12 protein-coding genes are annotated in these 16037 nt (G+C 70.8%); 8 read left to right on the plus strand and 4 right to left on the minus strand.

Annotated features, from left to right (window positions below):
* Positions 1 to 140 precede the first annotated feature (140 nt).
* Entirely contained in the window at positions 141 to 758 is a 618-nt protein-coding gene (locus K8Z49_RS34990; protein WP_083598369.1) for a TetR/AcrR family transcriptional regulator, read from the minus strand.
* A gap of 253 nt (positions 759 to 1011) precedes the next feature.
* Between K8Z49_RS34990 and K8Z49_RS34995 the strand changes: the two genes are divergently transcribed.
* The 3 genes from K8Z49_RS34995 to K8Z49_RS35005 all read left to right on the plus strand — a co-directional run bounded on the left by K8Z49_RS34995 (position 1012) and on the right by K8Z49_RS35005 (position 4973).
* Complete coding sequence (locus tag K8Z49_RS34995) at positions 1012 to 2592, plus strand: succinic semialdehyde dehydrogenase (RefSeq protein ID WP_412516177.1); 1581 nt, start codon at positions 1012 to 1014, stop codon at positions 2590 to 2592.
* A gap of 9 nt (positions 2593 to 2601) precedes the next feature.
* On the plus strand, positions 2602 to 4353 hold the full coding sequence (locus K8Z49_RS35000) for an FAD-dependent oxidoreductase (RefSeq protein ID WP_021594098.1): 1752 nt from the start codon (positions 2602 to 2604) through the stop codon (positions 4351 to 4353).
* A 299-nt stretch (positions 4354 to 4652) separates the two neighbouring features.
* Positions 4653 to 4973 (plus strand): hypothetical protein, encoded by a 321-nt coding sequence (locus K8Z49_RS35005; protein WP_143118752.1) that lies wholly within the window; start codon positions 4653 to 4655, stop codon positions 4971 to 4973.
* Positions 4974 to 5025: 52 nt separating this feature from the next.
* Here K8Z49_RS35005 and K8Z49_RS35010 read toward each other — a convergent pair whose 3' ends face one another.
* Positions 5026 to 5919, minus strand: a complete 894-nt coding sequence (locus K8Z49_RS35010) for a zinc metalloprotease (protein WP_412516178.1) — start codon at positions 5917 to 5919, stop codon at positions 5026 to 5028.
* A 170-nt stretch (positions 5920 to 6089) separates the two neighbouring features.
* Between K8Z49_RS35010 and K8Z49_RS35015 the strand changes: the two genes are divergently transcribed.
* Complete coding sequence (locus K8Z49_RS35015) at positions 6090 to 6818, plus strand: DNA alkylation repair protein (RefSeq protein WP_412516179.1); 729 nt, start codon at positions 6090 to 6092, stop codon at positions 6816 to 6818.
* Here K8Z49_RS35015 and K8Z49_RS35020 read toward each other — a convergent pair.
* Positions 6806 to 7756: a zinc metalloprotease gene (locus tag K8Z49_RS35020; protein WP_021594094.1), complete on the minus strand. Its 951-nt coding sequence runs from the start codon at positions 7754 to 7756 to the stop codon at positions 6806 to 6808. The two genes, K8Z49_RS35015 and K8Z49_RS35020, sit on opposite strands and share 13 nt — an antisense overlap.
* A gap of 225 nt (positions 7757 to 7981) precedes the next feature.
* On the opposite strand from K8Z49_RS35020, the gene guaA reads away from it, so the two are divergent.
* On the plus strand, positions 7982 to 9595 hold the full coding sequence (guaA, locus tag K8Z49_RS35025) for a glutamine-hydrolyzing GMP synthase (protein ID WP_177287869.1): 1614 nt from the start codon (positions 7982 to 7984) through the stop codon (positions 9593 to 9595).
* Positions 9596 to 9730: 135 nt separating this feature from the next.
* A complete protein-coding gene (locus K8Z49_RS35030; protein ID WP_075023877.1) occupies positions 9731 to 10234 on the plus strand; it encodes a GNAT family N-acetyltransferase in 504 nt (167 codons plus the stop codon).
* Between the two features lie 14 nt (positions 10235 to 10248).
* Here K8Z49_RS35030 and K8Z49_RS35035 read toward each other — a convergent pair whose 3' ends face one another.
* On the minus strand, positions 10249 to 10890 hold the full coding sequence (locus K8Z49_RS35035) for a TetR/AcrR family transcriptional regulator (RefSeq protein WP_075023876.1): 642 nt from the start codon (positions 10888 to 10890) through the stop codon (positions 10249 to 10251).
* A gap of 71 nt (positions 10891 to 10961) precedes the next feature.
* Here K8Z49_RS35035 and K8Z49_RS35040 point away from each other — a divergent pair, with 71 nt between their 5' ends.
* Positions 10962 to 12419: a carotenoid oxygenase family protein gene (locus tag K8Z49_RS35040; protein WP_412516180.1), complete on the plus strand. Its 1458-nt coding sequence runs from the start codon at positions 10962 to 10964 to the stop codon at positions 12417 to 12419.
* A gap of 145 nt (positions 12420 to 12564) precedes the next feature.
* Positions 12565 to 16005, plus strand: coding sequence for a CDP-glycerol glycerophosphotransferase family protein (locus tag K8Z49_RS35045; protein ID WP_412516181.1), 3441 nt, complete (start codon positions 12565 to 12567; stop codon positions 16003 to 16005).
* Positions 16006 to 16037 lie beyond the last annotated feature (32 nt).

Genomic DNA, 16037 nt, shown 5'->3' on the forward strand with positions numbered 1-16037 from the left:
GGCGCCGCCTCACCCCCCGACGAGGCATCGGCCCTATGCCTGGAAAGCGCCCTCCGCCTCTGCGGAGCCACTCCGACCCACCAAACCTGACACCCCACCCCCGACCTGCACCCCACCACGCTCTGCGCGTTGGGGTGGGGTTAGGGGGTGGGGCGTTGCATTAGGGTTTTGCCGGTCTTGTAGAGGTCGGTGGGGACTCGGGCGGGGTCCAGGAGGTGTTGGAAGGCCAGGCCGACGTCGAGGGCCATGGTGAGGGTGGCGCGGTCGGCGGGGGGCACGTCGTCGGCGGGGTCCAGCTCGCTGGCGAGCTGGGCGCGGCGTTCGGCGTACCAGTCGGCGATGCGCCAGCCGGCGGCGTAGTCGCGCATTCCGTAGAGCCAGAACTCGACGAGGAGCAGGGCCAGGCGGCGGGGGGCGTCGTCGGCGTCGTGGCGGGGGGACGAGCGGCCGGTGGGGTCGGCGTCCTCCGCGGCGGCGTGGAGCTCCTCGCAGACGCCGGTGCGGGTGCGGTCGCTCGTGATGCGCTCCATCAGGGCGAGCAGCAGGTCGGTCTTTCCCGCGAAGTTGGAGTAGACCGCGCCCTTGGTGAGGCCGGCGGCCGCGGCGATGTCGTCGAGGGAGGCGCCGTGGATGCCGCGTTCGGCCCAGAGGCGCTCGGCGGCGGTGAGCAGGGCGGTGCGGGTCCGCTCGCGCCTGTCGCGGCGCGGCCGGGGGCCGCCGCCGGACGGCCGCTTCGCCTCGGGTCGCTCGTCGGTCATGTGCTGTTCCCCTCCGTCAGCGGTGGCGCGTCCGGCGGCGGTCACGCGCCGAGATTCTCTCCCTACTCTTCGAAATACACCGGTCGGAGGCGGTCGGTCCCCGAGTTGCGCAACTCTGCCTGGCTTGGAACGGTCCGTTCGAGGGAGTTCGTCAGCCGAGGACGGAAAACACCGGCGAGGTGGGGCATATCACCCCGAGTAGTGCGTTACTTGCGGGTAGCCAGATATGGGCGGCTGGTCATACTCTGCCTCCATGGCATCCCCGACGGTCCCTGCCACAGGCGCGGCAGAGCACGAGCTCCCCCAGACCCTCATCGACCGGCTGGCCTCGCACATCGCCTCGGACGGCGCCGAGACCGCGACCATCCCCGGCCCGTTCACGGGTGAACCTCTCGCCACCGTTCCCGTTTCCGGTGCCGATGACGTCCGCAAGGCCTACGAGCGGGCTCGCGAGGCGCAGCTGGCCTGGGCGGCGCGGCCGGCGGGCGAGCGGGTCAAGCCGTTCCTGCGGCTGCCGGACGCGCTGGTGGACCGGCGCGAGGAGATCCTCGACATCATCCAGCTGGAGACCGGCAAGGCGCGCCGGCACGCCTTGGAGGAGTTCCTCGACGTGGCGCTGTGCTCGCTGTACTACGCGCGGCGGGCCCCGAAGCTGCTGAAGCCGCGGCGGAGGCAGGGGATGATGCCGGGCGCCACGCGTGTCCAGGAGCTGCGGCACCCGAAGGGCGTCGTCGCGCTGATCGCCCCGTGGAACTACCCGTTCTCGCTCGGCGCCAGCGACATCGCGCCCGCGCTGATGGCGGGCAACGCGGTGATCCACAAGCCGGACACCCAGACGTGCCTGTCCAGCCTGTGGGTGCTGGACCTGCTGATCTCGCTCGGGCTGCCGCGCGACCTGTGGCAGATCGTCGTGGGGGATCCAGGCGAGATCAGCGATCCGCTGGTGGACGAGGCCGACTACGTGTCCTTCACGGGGTCGACGCGCGGTGGCCGGGCCATCGCCGAGAAGGTCGCGCCGCGCCTGGTCGGCTACTCGCTGGAGCTCGGCGGCAAGAACCCGATGATCGTCATGGCGGACGCCGACGTGGAGCGGACCGCGCGCGGTGCGGTCCGCGCGTGCTTCACCAACGCCGGGCAGCTGTGCATCTCCATCGAGCGGATGTACGTGCACGAGGACATCTACGACCGGTTCGTTCCCCGGTTCGCCGAGATGGTCACGGGCATGAAGCTCGGCACGGGCCTCGACTTCGACGTCGAGATGGGCTCGCTGACCTTCCGGCGCCAGCTCGACGCGGTGACGCGGCACGTCGACCAGGCCGTGGAGGAGGGCGCGACCGTTCTCGCGGGCGGCAAGGCCCGTCCCGACATCGGGCCCCTGTTCTACGAGCCGACCATCCTCACGGACGTGACCGGCGACATGGACCTGTGCGCGAACGAGACGTTCGGGCCCGTCGTCGCGGTCTACAAGTACCGGGACGAGGACGAGGTCGTCGCCCGCGCCAACGACACGCCCTACGGGCTGAACGCCTCGGTCTGGACGAAGAACGCGGCGAAGGGCCGCCGCCTGGCGTCCCGCATCCACGCGGGGACGGTCAACGTCAACGACGGGTACGGCGCCGCGTTCGCGTCGTACGACTCCCCGATGGGCGGGATGAAGCAGTCCGGTGTGGGGCGCAGGCACGGGTCGGAGGGCCTGCTGAGGTTCACCGAGGTGCAGACGGTCGCGAGCCAGCACTTCATGGATCTGGAGCCTCCGGGCTCGATCGGCTACGCCAAGTACGCCGATCTGATGTCGTCCGGCATCAAGCTCATGAAGAAGCTCCGCATCAAGTAGGGAACGCCCGTGACGCATGACTTCGACGTGCTCGTCGTCGGGTCGGGGTTCGGCGGCAGCGTGTCGGCGCTCCGCCTGACCGAGAAGGGGTACAGGGTCGGGGTGATCGAGGCGGGCCGCCGCTTCGACACGAACCCGTCCGGGGCGCCGGGGTCCCGGTATCCGGAGCTGCCGAAGACGAACTGGCGCGTGGCCCGCTACCTGTGGGCGCCGGCGCTCGGCCTGACCGGCATCCAGCGGATGCACCTCATCCGCGGCGCGAAGTCGAGCCGGGTGATGGTGCTGGCGGGGGCGGGCGTCGGCGGCGGGTCGCTCAACTACGCCAACACGCTGTACGTCCCGCCGGAGCCGTTCTTCAGGGACCGGCAGTGGGCGCACATCACCGACTGGCGGGACGAGCTGGCGCCCTACTACGAGCAGGCGAAGCGCATGCTCGGCGTCGTCCGGAACCCCACGACGACGGCGGCCGACGAGGTCATGAAGAAGGTCGCCGACCGGATGGGCAAGGGCGGGACGTTCGTCAGCACGCCCGTCGGCGTCCACTTCGGGCGCGGTGCCGGGATCGAGAGCGCCGACCCCTACTTCGGCGGGGTGGGCCCGCGGCGGCGCGGCTGCCTGGAGTGCGGCGAGTGCATGGTGGGCTGCCGCCACGGCGCGAAGAACATGCTCACGGAGAACTACCTGTACCTGGCCGAGCGGGCGGGCGCCCGGATCATGCCGCTCAGCCGCGTGACCTCGGTGCGGCCGCTGCCCGGCGGCGGGTACGAGGTCGCGATCGTGCGGACCGGCTCGTTCGGACGGAACCGCAAGACCCTCACCGCCGGGCAGGTCGTCTTCGCCGCCGGCACCTACGGGACGCAGAAGCTCCTGCACAGGCTCAAGTCGACCGGGCTGCTGCCGCGCCTGTCGGACCGGCTGGGCGCCCTGACCCGCACCAACTCCGAGGCGATCCTCGGCGGGGGCCGCCGCAACGGCCGGCCGGGGCCCGACTTCTCCGAGGGCGTCGCGATCACCTCGTCGTTCCACCCGGCGCCGGACACGCACGTCGAGCCCGTCCGGTACGGCCGGGGCTCGAACCTGCTCGCCGGCCTGCAGACCCTGCTGGTGGACGGCGACCGCCCGGGGGAGCGGCACCGGCCCCGCATCCTGAAGTTCGCCCGGGAGGCGGTGCGCCGGCCGCGCGACCTCGTCCAGCTCCTCGACGTGCGGCACTGGTCGGAGCGGACGGTGATCGCGCTGGTCATGCAGACCCGCGACAACTCGATCACGCTGAGCCCGAAGCGGGGCCCGTTCGGCTGGGACGTCCGCGCGTCCGCGGGGCACGGCGAGCCGAACCCGACGTGGATCCCCGAGGGGCACGAGGCGACGCGGCGGATCGCCGAGGAGATCGGCGGCATCGCCGGCGGCACGTGGGGCGACCTGTTCGACGTCCCGATGACGGCGCACTTCCTCGGCGGCTGCGCCATCGGCGACTCCGCCGAGTCGGGCGTGATCGACCCCTACCACCGCGTCTACGGGCACCCGGGCCTGCACATCGTGGACGGCTCCGCGGTGTCGGCCAACCTCGGCGTCAACCCGTCGCTGACCATCACCGCCCAGGCCGAGCGCGCGATGGCGTTCTGGCCGAACCGCGCGGAGGACGACCCCCGCCCCGCGCTGGGCGACCCCTACCGGCGCCTCGCGCCCGTCCCTCCGAAGAACCCGGTCGTCCCGGACGGCGCGCCCGCGGCACTGCGCCTGCCCATCGTCGACATCACCTGACATCGCGGCCTCCCCCGACTCGACTCCCTGGATTCTCGGACCCGCCGGAGCCCCGGGGAAGGGAAACGCGTTCCTGTGGATAACCCCCGGTGGTCGGCCAAGCCCCGGGGAGTGTTGTCGGCTATGTCGGGTGGAGGGGAGACGCGCCGGAAATGGGGATGGGGGGTTGCGGCTGGGGGTGCGCTTAGCGTTCGGGAATGCGCAAAGAAATCCCCCCGATCGTGGCGTTAGGCGTTCCTCTCGCGCTCGCGGCGACCGCTGGTCCGGTGCAGGCAGCGGACCGTCCGCAGGTGCTGCCGATGAGTGCGAAGCTGCGGAGTGAGCTGGCCCACGTGTACGAGCGTGAGCACAATCCTGGGCACTACCGCCGTCTCGTAGTGGAGAAGCAGAACGCGCACTACGGACGAGTGGGCGGACGCTACTACGCCGTCCTCGCACTCTGGTACCGCGACAGTCCCACCAAGAACACCGACGCGGGGGCGGCCTTTACCCGGCAGGCGCCCACAGGGCGTTGGAAGGTGATCATGGTGGACGGCGCCTACGACCCGTGCGCGCGTCCGGCTCCTGCGGCCCTCATGCGCGCGTGGCGCATGAAGGTCGCCGACTGCACCGCCCCGTAGGCGGCTACGTCCGGCGCCACAGCACGAGGGCTGCGGCGCCGGACGCCGTTCGTCAGGCGCGGTAGGCCGCCCACTGGGACTGCATGCGCTCCGCCTGGCCCGGAGTGAACTCGTACATGCAGGCGTCGTAGCTGTAGTCCATGAAGTTGTGGATGGGGTCGGCGCCTGCCGTGGAGCAGGTGTCGCGGCCGGTCGGGCAGCCCGACGCGGGGCTCTGCTCGGCGGGCGTGTCGGACACGCGGTCGCCCTGGCCGCCGCAGCCGTCCTGGAAGGTGTGGTACAGGCCCATCCAGTGGCCGACCTCGTGGGTACCGGTGTCTCCCTCGTTGTAGTTGCCCAGGGAGCCGCCCGGCAGGCTCTGGTAGTGGACGACGACGCCGTCCATCGACGGCTGGGAGCTGTACTCGCTCGGGAACGTCGCCCAGCCCAGGAGGCTGCTTCCCAGGTCGGCGGTGTAGAAGTTGAGGTCCTGGGCGTCGCCGGTGTGCAGGGCGTTCTTCATCTGGCTCTCGTAACGCTCGGGGTCGGAGAACCAGGACGCGTTCTGCGTCCGCTTGATCTCGGCGAGCGTGAAGGTGACGCCGCTTCCGGCGTAGGCGTCGTTGAGGACGTCGAGCTGGTTGTTCAGCACCGCGTCCGACACGTTGCCGGCGCTGCCGTAGACGACGTGGAAGTGCACGCGGACGGTGACGGCCGCGGCGGTTCTCGCCTTCTTCAGCTTGCCCAGGCGCTTGTGGAAGTCCTTCTCCATCGCGGCGACCTTGGCCGCTCCGGGCTGGTTCCGCTCCGTGACGTGGGCTCCGGCCTGGACGCGGGCCTGGGCGGGCTGGTCCGCGCACCGGGCGGACGGGGCCGCCGGGGCGGCGAGGGTGGCGGGGGCGGCGGGTGCGTACGCGGTGAAGGCGGCTGCCAGACCGAGGGCAGCGGCGATTCGGGCGCGTTTCATGGAACTCCTTGGGGGTGCGGCGCGAGCGGGGGAGCGCGCGCTGGGGGAGCGGAGTCTGTGCTGAGACAAGGGTGAAGGCGAATAATCATCACGTCTTTAGCAAACCTGGACGAACAGGGACGGGTAATGCTGAACACGGCGCCATGGCGCGACGGCGTAGCGTGTCCCGCATGGACGTGGAGGGGGAGACGGCGCGGGTCCTGGCGGAATTGCGGGCACAGGCGGATTCGTCACGGGCCGAGAACGAGAAGCGTTACCTGAAAAGCGGTCTCGTCCACATCGGCGTGCCCGTCCCGGCACTGCGGAAGGTCGCGCTGTCGGCGGTCGAGGTCAAGCCCACGCGGGAGGAACTGCTCGCTCTCGCCCGCGAACTCTGGGACGTCACCGACGAGGGCCGTCCCGTCCATGAGGCGCGCGTGGCGGCCATAGAGGTCCTCGCGAAGCGGGCCGCGTTGCTGGAGCCGCGCGATCTCGGAATGGCCGAGGCGCTCGTACGCGACTCGGCAAGCTGGGTGTACGTCGACCATCTCGCGGAGAAGGTGGTCGGTGATCTGGTCGTCCGCCACCCTGACCTGGCGACGGCACTGGACGCTTGGGTGGCCGACCCCTACATGTGGATCCGGCGTACGGCCGTCCTGGCCCTGCTACGAGGCGTACGGACGGGAAACCCTGACCTGGGCAGGATCGACCGCTTCGGGGACGCGCTCATAGACGAACGCGAGTTCTTCATCCGCAAGGCCCTCGGGTGGGTCCTCCGCGAACTGTCCAAGAAGGACCCGGCGTGGGTGACCGCGTGGGTCGAGCCTCGCGCCGGCGCCATGTCAGGCGTGACACTGCGCGAGGCCGTCCGCCACCTGCCGCCCGCCGACGCGGCCCGGATCAAGGGTCAGGCGCGGTAGGCCTTCCACACCTTGTGGACACGGGTGCCCTGTCCGGCGGTGAACGACGTCATGCACGTGTCGTGGCCGTAGTCCATGTAGTTGTGCACCGGGTCGCGCCCCGGGGACGGGCAGGTGTCCTTACCGGTCGGGCAGCCGTTCGTGGGGTCGCGCTCGGGCGGGGTGTCGGAGACCCGGTCGCCCTTGCCGCGGCAGCCGTCCTGGAACGTGTGGTAAAGGCCCAGCCAGTGCCCGACCTCGTGCGTCGCGCTGAAGCCCTTGTTGAAGTGCTTGATGGAACCGCCCGGCATGCTGGCGTAGTGAATCGTGACCCCGTCCATCTTGGGATCGGTCTTGTACTTCCACGGAAACGTCGACCAGCCGAGAAGGTCTCCGCCTATGTAGGCGCTGTAGAGGTTCAGCGTCCCCTTGCCGCCCCTGCGCAGCTTCGGCTTGTACGTCCCCTCGTAGCGTTCCGGGTCGCCGAACCAGGCCGCGTTGTCGCTGCGGCTGATGGCGCGGAGCCGGAAGGAGACACGCGTGTTCGCGCCTCCGTTACGTCCTCCGTAGGACGCGTTCAGCGTGCTGATCTGCCGCTTGACCGCCGCGGTGGACACGTTGCCCTTGGCGCCGTCGTGAATTACATGGAAGTAGACGGGGATCGTGATCTGAGCAGCGCGCTGCAGGGCAGGGTCCGTAGAGCCGTCCGGACGTTCTGTCGAGCCCGCTGCCAGCCCCAGACCGTCCAGAACCTGGTTGAGACGCTGTTCGACAGAGGCCGCCTCGGCGGGCGTCAGCTCGTTGGGCTCCTCGCCATGGCCGCCTGTCCGCAGCCTCGCCTCCGGGTGCGCGCAGTCCGCACGGTCGAGCGACAGGGCGGGTCTGGCCGGCCCGGAGGGCCCCGTCGGCGCCGCGGGAGCGAGGGCGGCGAGCAGGGCGGCGGCGGCGAGCAGCTTCACGGCACTCCTAGGGAGGTCGCTTGCGGACGGGAAGCGGGCGAATACGAGGCGTCATCAACAGGTATCAGAGCGAAGCCCTCCGGTGCGTGCGCTCAAGGTAAATGGATGCCGACCGTTATCGGCTGATCGCACCATGTGAGGGTGGTCTGCGAGGTGCGCCGCATCGGCGCAGGCAGCGCCCCCTTAGACTGGGAGGCCCTTCCGGCCGTGCGAAAGGCGTAGTTGGTGGCCGCAGACCAGTCCTTTGACACCGTCCTCGTCGTCGACTTCGGCGCGCAGTACGCGCAGCTGATCGCGCGGCGGGTCCGCGAGTGCCATGTGTTCAGCGAGATCGTGCCGTCCACCATGCCGGCGGCGGAGATGCTCGCCCGGCGGCCGAAGGCGATCATCCTGTCGGGCGGCCCGGCGTCGGTGTACGCCGAGGGCGCCCCGATCGTGCCGGAGGGGCTGTTCGACCTCGGCGTCCCGACGCTCGGGATCTGCTACGGCCACCAGGTGATGGCGCAGGCCCTCGGCGGGACGGTCGAGAACTCCGACGTCGCCGAGTACGGCGGCGCGACCGTCGCCGTCACGTCCCCGGGCATGCTGTTCGCGGGGCTGCCGCACGAGCAGGCGGTGTGGATGTCCCACCGCGACTTCGTCAGCAGGGCGCCGTCCGGGTTCACGGTCACGGCGAGCACCGACGTCACGCCGGTCGCCGGCATGGAGGACCTGGAGCGCGGCTTCTTCGGCGTCCAGTTCCACCCCGAGGTCCTGCACACCGCACACGGCATGGAGATCCTGCGGCGCTTCCTCTACGAGGGCGCCGGCTGCCGCCCGAACTGGACGATGGTGAACATCGCGGACGAGTCGATCGAGGCCGTCCGGGAGCGGGTGGGGCGCAAGCGGGCCATCTGCGCGCTGTCCGGCGGGGTGGACTCCGCCGTCGCCGCCGCGCTCGTCCAGCGCGCCATCGGCGACCAGCTGACCTGCGTGTTCGTCGACCACGGGCTGCTGCGCAAGGGCGAGCCCGAGCAGGTCGAGAAGGACTTCGTCGCGGTCACCGGGGTGAACCTGCACGTGGTGGACGCCCAGGAGCGCTTCCTCGCCGCCCTCGACGGCGTCACCGACCCGGAGGAGAAGCGCAAGATCATCGGCCGCGAGTTCATCCGGGTGTTCGAGGAGGCGGCCCGCGAAATAGTCCACGGTGGATCCGGGGGAGCTGGGGGGTCGTCCCCCCAGAAGGGTGCTGAGGACGCCTCCGAGCCGGTCGAGTTCCTCGTCCAGGGAACCCTCTACCCGGACGTGGTCGAATCGGGCGGCGGCACCGGCGCGGCGAACATCAAGTCGCACCACAACGTGGGCGGCCTGCCCGACGACCTCCAGTTCGAGCTGGTGGAGCCGCTGCGCACCCTGTTCAAGGACGAGGTCCGCGCGCTCGGCGAGCAGCTCGGCCTGCCGTCGGAGATCGTCTGGCGGCAGCCGTTCCCGGGCCCCGGCCTCGGCATCCGGATCATCGGCGCCGTCACCCGCGAGCGGCTGGACATCCTGCGCGACGCCGACGCCATCGCCCGCGAGGAGCTCACCCGCGCCGGCCTCGACCGCGACATCTGGCAGTTCCCGGTCGTCCTGCTCGCCGACGTCCGGTCCGTGGGCGTCCAGGGCGACGGCCGGACGTACGGGCACCCGATCGTCCTGCGCCCGGTGACCAGCGAGGACGCGATGACGGCCGACTGGGCGAAGCTCCCGTACGACCTGCTGCGCCGCATCTCCACCCGCATCACCAACGAGGTCCGCGAGATCAACCGGGTGACGGTCGACATCACGTCCAAGCCTCCGGGCACCATCGAGTGGGAGTAGGCGGTCCCGCCCGCCCGGCCGTGGTGATTCCGTGGCGGATCCGTGGGAGCACGGATGTCCCGCCCCCTCCGCGGGCGGCACGCTCGACGAGCCGGTGACCGCCGGCCCGCCGTCCGCCGCCCGAGGAGGAACGCCATGGACTACGGCCAGCTCGTCAGGAAACTGTCCGTGCCGCCCGGTTTCGCCGTGCCCACACGGCTGACCCACGGCGACATCGTCGCCAGGGCGCTGTCGCGTGCCGATCTGGCCGATGACGTGCGCGGCATCAATGCGAGCATCGACATCATCCGCCGGACCCGTGGCGGCTCCTGGCCGGTGGAGAAGGTCACCGAGGAGTTCAATTTCGTCGACCTCGTGTGGCACGAGTGCGAGTTCCGGGAGGGCGACTCCTTCGCCTATGCCGTGTACGACGTCGCCGGTGCTTACCTCGGCTGCTGCTACCTGTATCCCATGGGACGGCGCACCCCGCTGTCCGAAGAGCTGGCGAAGTACGACGTGGACGTGAGTTGGTGGGTGACGCCCTCGGCCTACAAGGCCGGCCACTACAGCGGCCTCTACCGTGCCCTGCGCCATTGGCTGGCCGAGGACCTTCCCTTCACGGAGCCGTACTTCTCCAACCTGGAGATCCCCTCCGACTGAGAAGTGCCCGGACGTCAGGTTGGTCGTGCGCGATCGGCGGCATGGGTGGCGAGGGCTTCGGCGGCGTCGGCGAACATGTCGGCCAGCGCGGACGGGGTGGTGTCGAACTCGCCGTCCAGCCAGGCGATGAGGTTCTCGCCCCAGCCGGCCACCAGCATCGTCGCGGCGAAGTGCATGCGGGCCCCGGCGGCGGGCGGGATGTCGTAGAACTGCCGGGCGTAGTCGATGACGAGGCGCGTGTACCGGCGGCGGGCGGCCTGCCGGCGCGCGCGCAGGACGGGGCTGGCGGCCGCTTCGATGAGGACGACGCGGACCTTGCGCGGGTCGGCGCGGCCCAGGTCCAGGGCGGCCATCGCGGCGGAGCGGACGGTGGTGCGCAGGTCGGCGTCCGGTCCGGCGGCGGCCACTCCCTGAGCGGCGGCGTCGGCGACCTCGGTCACGATGCGGTCGTGGACGTCGGCCAGCAGCGCGTCCAGGTCGGCGTAACTCTCGTAGAAGTAGCGGGGGTTGAGGCCGGCGCGCGCGCAGACCGCGCGCAGGGACGTGCCCTGGACGCCCTCCGTGCCGAGCAGGTCGAGGGCGGCTTCCAGGAGCGCGGCGCGGCGGCCGGCGCGGCGGCGGTCGGCGGTGACGCCGCCGTAGGGGCGGGGACTCACCCGACAATCTTGACGCACCTGTTTCCAGAATCTACGTTTCTGGAAACAGGTGTAGCCAGTTGGAGACGGCCATGTCCCTGCCCACCACCACGCCGGACATGGGGCAGATCTTCGCCCCCCTCATGCACGAGCACGACTACGTCATCGACGCGATCGACGGGGCGCTCCCGGCCGGCCTGACCGGGACCCTGTACCGGATCGGCCCGGGGAAGTGGGAGGTCGGGCGGACGCTGATGCACCACCTGTTCGACGGCGACGGGATGGTCTCGCAGTTCGCCTTCGACGGGCGGTCGGTGCGGTTCCGCAACCGCTACGTCCGGACGGGCCAGTTCAAGCACGGCCTGGTCTCCGGCGACCTGCGCGGCCCCGGCGTGGGGACGGCCCTCCCGGGCGGTCTCTGGGCCAACTTCGCCAAGGGGAAGGGGCCCGCGAACGTCGCGAACACGGGGGTGGCGATGCACGCCGGCCGGCTGCTGGCCCTGTGGGAGGGCGGCCCCCCGCACCGCCTCGACCCCGACACCCTGGAGACCCTCGGCCTGTACGACTTCGGCGGACGGCTGCGCGGCGCGCTCAAGTCCTTCTCCGCCCACCCCAAGTGGGATCCGGCGACGGGCGAGATGTTCAACTTCGGCCAGGATCTCGCCCCGCTGCCCGCCCTGAACTGCTGGAGGGTCGACCGGCGCGGCCGGATGCGGCGGCTCGCCAAGGTCCGGATGCTGAACATGCCGTGGAACCACGATGTGGCGCTCACGACCCGCCACATGGTGTTCGTCCTGGACCCGTACATGTTCGACCTGCGCACCATGATGAGCGGCGCGCCCGTCTTCGACGCGATCCAGCACCGTCCGGAGAAGGGGACGCGCTTCGTGCTCGTGCCGCGCGACGGCGGCCCCGCGCGGATCGTGGAGCATGAGGCGCTCGTCCACGTCCACGTCGCGAACGCGTTCGAGGACGGCGGCGACACCGTCGTCGACCTGGTGCTGCTGGAGGACTTCGCCGCGGTCAGGCGTGACCTGTCCGAGTTCCGGACGCGCTTCACGGACCCGCCGCCCAGCAGGCTCATGCGGTACCGGATCACCCCCGCCGGGCGGGTGGTCGAGACGCAGCTGTCCGAGCGGCCCGGTGAGTTCCCGCAGTACGACTGGCGGCGGTCCACGCGCCGGCACCGCTACACCTACATGACCGGGCGCACGGGAGCCGGCGGCGAGTACGACAGCGTCCTGAAGGTCGACAACGACAACGGCCGGACCGAGGTCCATGGGATGGGGCCGCACACGTTCGTGGGAGAACCCATCTTCGTCCCGCGCACGACCGATTCCGCTGAGGACGATGGGTGGCTGCTGGCCGTGGTCTACCTCGCCGCAGAGCATCGCTCGCAGCTCAGCATCCTGGACACCCGGGACCTGGAGAACGTAGCCACGCTTCACTTGAAGCACCATCTTCCCTTCGGTTTCCACGGCACGTTCACGCGCAGGGTCGCCGATCCCGGGGCGCCGATCCCGCATCCGGACCGGCTGCCGATTCCCTGAGCGTCCGGGGCCCCCGACCTTCATGCGCCGGTCAACGGCCGCCAGGTGAGGTCAAGTCTGCGTCAGGGGACGGCCTGGCAATCGCGATGCGTGTTCAGGTGATGGCGTAACGTCACCATGCTCTGTGGGGCGAGGAGGAGGCCCCATGTCCCCGAAGCTCAGCGTCGTCGTGCCGTTCCACAACACCGAGGAGTACTTCCGGGAATGCCTGGAATCGCTGGCGGGCCAGACGCTGCGCGACCTTGAGGTGGTCCTGGTGGACGACGGGTCCACCGACAACGGCGCGGTGATCGCCAAGGAGCTGTGCGCCCGCGACCCGCGGTTCCGCCTCGTCGCCCGGGAGCACGAGGGGCCGGGACCCGCCCGCAACGCCGGGGTGCGGCAGGCGAAGGGCGAGTACCTGGCGTTCGCCGACGCCGACGACGTCGTGGACCGCGAGGCCTACGCGCGGCTGGTCGGGTCGCTGGAGCGGACGGGGTCCGACCTCGCCTCCGGGAACGTCCAGCGGATGGACGAGGACAGGACGTGGCAGTCGGTCCTGCACGAAGGTGTCTTCGAGGAGTCGCGTTCGAGGACGCATGTGTCGTCCATGCCGCTGCTCATGCGTGACCGTACGCCGTGGAACAAGGTCTACCGGCGTGACTTTTGGAACAGCTCCGGCCTGGAATTCCCCCCGGGCTTCTACGAGGACCCTCCAGTCACCGCGCGCGCCCACGCCCTGGCACGGTCCGTGGACGTCCTGAGCGAGACGGTCTACTACTGGCGCAAGCGGCCCGGGTCCATCACAGAGGACCGCTACGACTGGGACAACATCAGCCAGCGGATGCGGTCGGCACAGGCCGTCCGGGACGGTCTGGCCGGCTACGCGCCCCAGCTTCTGAACGCATACGACGAGCACGCCCTCGTCCCGATCGAGCTCCGCGTCCTGTTCGAGGCGCTCCCCCGGACGCACGTCGAGCACCGCGAAGAACTCGTCGCCATGGGTGCGGAACTGGCGGGAGACATCAGCCCCCGCGTCCTGAAGCGCCAGCCGGCGATGACGCGCCTGCAACTGCACCTGCTGTGCCGGGAGATGCTTCCAGAGCTGCTGGAGGTCCTGCGCTTCGCGCACCTGCGCAAGACGGCGGACGCGCCGAGGGTGCGGCGCGGCCTGCGGCATCGCTGGTACGCGGAGTTCCCGTTCTTCGAGGACGAGGAGCGGGCCGTCCCGTCGCACGTGTACGACGTGACCGACGAGCTGAGGCCGGTGGCGGCGATCGACGGGGCCACGTGGGTGGACGGGCGGCTCCGCGTCGAGGGCCACGCCTACATCCGGCACCTGGACTCCTCCACTGAGGACGGGTCGCGCATCCGGCTGTGGCTGGTGGCGGCGAACAAGCGGGGCATCATGCGCGTGCCGGTCAGGCGGGTCCGGAGGCCGGACGTGACCGCCCGGTCGCGGCAGTCGGCGGTGTCCTACGACTGGTCCGGGTTCGTCGCGGAGATCGACCCGTCCGCGCTGAGGATGTTCGGACGCTGGCGGGAGGTCGACTGGGTCCCGTGCGTGGAGATCGTCAACCGGGGCCTGCGGCGCCGGTCCACGTTCTCCAACCCGCGGCTCACCGCGCGGCAGTGGCCGGACGACCAGGAGTGCGCGCCGGACGTGCTCGTCCAGGGCGTCGCCGCGCGGCACCGGTTCGTGATCCAGGTCCGGCCCACGCCGGCGGCGGTCGTCGGCTGCCATCTGGAGGGCGGCGAGCTGTGGCTGGACGGCTGGAGCCGCGCCCCGCTGGGCGGCGAGCCGCGGGTCACCGCCACCCCGAGGGCGGGGCGGGCCACGGTGACCGGCCCGGTCGACCCGGCCGGCGGCGGTTTCCGGGCGAGGCTGCCGGTCGCGGGGCTGGCGCGGCGGCAGGGCGACTGGGAGGTCTTCCTGCCGGACGGGGTCCGGCCGTACCTGGACGAGCATCCGGCGGGCACGGCGTTCCCGGTCCCCGGCGGGGAACTCGAGATCGCCAGGACGCGGCGCAGCACGCTGCGGATCGTCGTCCGCGGACGCGTCCTCGCCGTCGACGAGGTGTTCTGGTCGCCCGACGGTGCCCTGCACCTGGCGGGCACATGCGTGGACCGCGTCGGACGGCCGGAGTCGCTGACGCTCCGCCGGAGGCGGTCATGCGAGGAGCACATCGTTCCCCTGGCCTGGGACGGCGAGCGTTTCACGGCGAAGTTCTCGCCCGCGCGCATGCCGGTGCTCGGCCTGTCCCGGCCGCTGGTCGCCGGTACCTGGGACGCCCTCGCCGTCGTCGGCGGCCAGGAACAACCCGTCGTCCTCAGACGGCAAACCCTGCGCGACGTGCCCGAGCCGTACGAGGCGGGCCTTCACCGGATCACCGTCCGGGCCCAGAAGACCGACCAACTGGTGCTCCGGGTAGAGACGGCCCTGGACGACGACGAGCGCGGAGCCTACGCGCAGGCGCGGATACGTTCCGGGCACTACCGGCGCCATCTGAACCTGCCCGTCCGTGAACTCGCCGTGTTCGACGCGTACCGGGGACGCCAGTACTCGTGCAACCCACGCGGCATCTACGACGAGCTTCGACGCCGCGAAACCGACCTGGAATGCGTGTGGGTCACCGAGAACGGCCAGTTCGGTAAGCCGGCGGGTGCCCGGACCGTCCTGGCAGGTACGCGCGAGCACTACGAGGCGCTCGCCCGCGCGCGCTACGTCTTCGGCAACTGGTCGCAGAAGGAGTGGTTCTCCAAACGCGACGACCAGACGTACGTGCAGTGCTGGCACGGGACGCCTTTGAAGAAGCTCGGCTACGACGTCAAGAAGATGCCCTACAAGCGCGCCGAGGGCGTCGACTGGATGGAGTACGACGTTTCCCGCTGGGACCTCCTGCTCGCCCAGAACGCGTTCTCGGTGCCGCTGTTCCGGCGCGCGTTCAACTACGACGGGGACGTCTTCGAAAGCGGCTACCCGCGCAACGACATCCTGCGCAGCCCGCACCAGGAGGAGATAGCCGCGGCGGTGCGCCGGCGCCTCGGCATCCCGGAGGGCAAGCGGGTCGTCCTGTACGCGCCGACGTGGCGGGACGACTTCCACCACGCGGTCGGCAAGCGAGCCTTCCGTCTGGAGTTCGACATCGACCGGTTCAGGGCCGCGCTGGGCCGCGACCACGTCCTGCTCCTCCGGACGCACTACCTCGTCACCGACCGGCCGAGGCTCAAGCCGGGCGACTGCGTCATGGACGTCTCGGTCTACCCCGACATCTCCGAGCTGTTCCTCATCACCGACGTGCTCGTCACGGACTACTCCTCGTCCATGTTCGACTTCGCCGTCACCGGCCGCCCGATGGTGTTCTTCACCTACGACCTGGAGCGCTACCGCGACCACGTGCGCGGCTTCTACTTCGACTTCGACGCGGAGGCCCCGGGCCCGCTGCTGCGGACCGCACAGGAGGTCGTCGAGGCGCTGGGCGAGCCGGCCGCTCTGGAGGCCGGATACCGGGACGCCCGCGCCGCGTTCGCCGCCCGGTACTGCCCGCACGACGACGGCCACGCCGCCGCCCGGGTGCTCGACCGGGTCCTCCAGCCGCCCCGATGACCACCGACCAACCCCTGAGAACCCCACCACGG

Source organism: Actinomadura madurae (genome assembly GCF_047130825.1).
Lineage (GTDB): Bacteria > Actinomycetota > Actinomycetes > Streptosporangiales > Streptosporangiaceae > Spirillospora > Spirillospora madurae.

Excerpts from the sequence above, each read along its gene's own strand:
- K8Z49_RS35040 (WP_412516180.1), top strand. The coding sequence starts at position 10,962 with ATGTCCCTGCCCACCACCACGCCGGACATGGGGCAGATCTTCGCCCCC.
- K8Z49_RS35030 (WP_075023877.1), top strand. The coding sequence starts at position 9,731 with ATGGACTACGGCCAGCTCGTCAGGAAACTGTCCGTGCCGCCCGGTTTC.
- K8Z49_RS35005 (WP_143118752.1), top strand. The coding sequence starts at position 4,653 with ATGAGTGCGAAGCTGCGGAGTGAGCTGGCCCACGTGTACGAGCGTGAG.
- K8Z49_RS34990 (WP_083598369.1), bottom strand. The coding sequence starts at position 758 with ATGACCGACGAGCGACCCGAGGCGAAGCGGCCGTCCGGCGGCGGCCCC.
- K8Z49_RS35010 (WP_412516178.1), bottom strand. The coding sequence starts at position 5,919 with ATGAAACGCGCCCGAATCGCCGCTGCCCTCGGTCTGGCAGCCGCCTTC.
- K8Z49_RS35045 (WP_412516181.1), top strand. The coding sequence starts at position 12,565 with ATGTCCCCGAAGCTCAGCGTCGTCGTGCCGTTCCACAACACCGAGGAG.
- K8Z49_RS35015 (WP_412516179.1), top strand. The coding sequence starts at position 6,090 with ATGGACGTGGAGGGGGAGACGGCGCGGGTCCTGGCGGAATTGCGGGCA.
- K8Z49_RS34995 (WP_412516177.1), top strand. The coding sequence starts at position 1,012 with ATGGCATCCCCGACGGTCCCTGCCACAGGCGCGGCAGAGCACGAGCTC.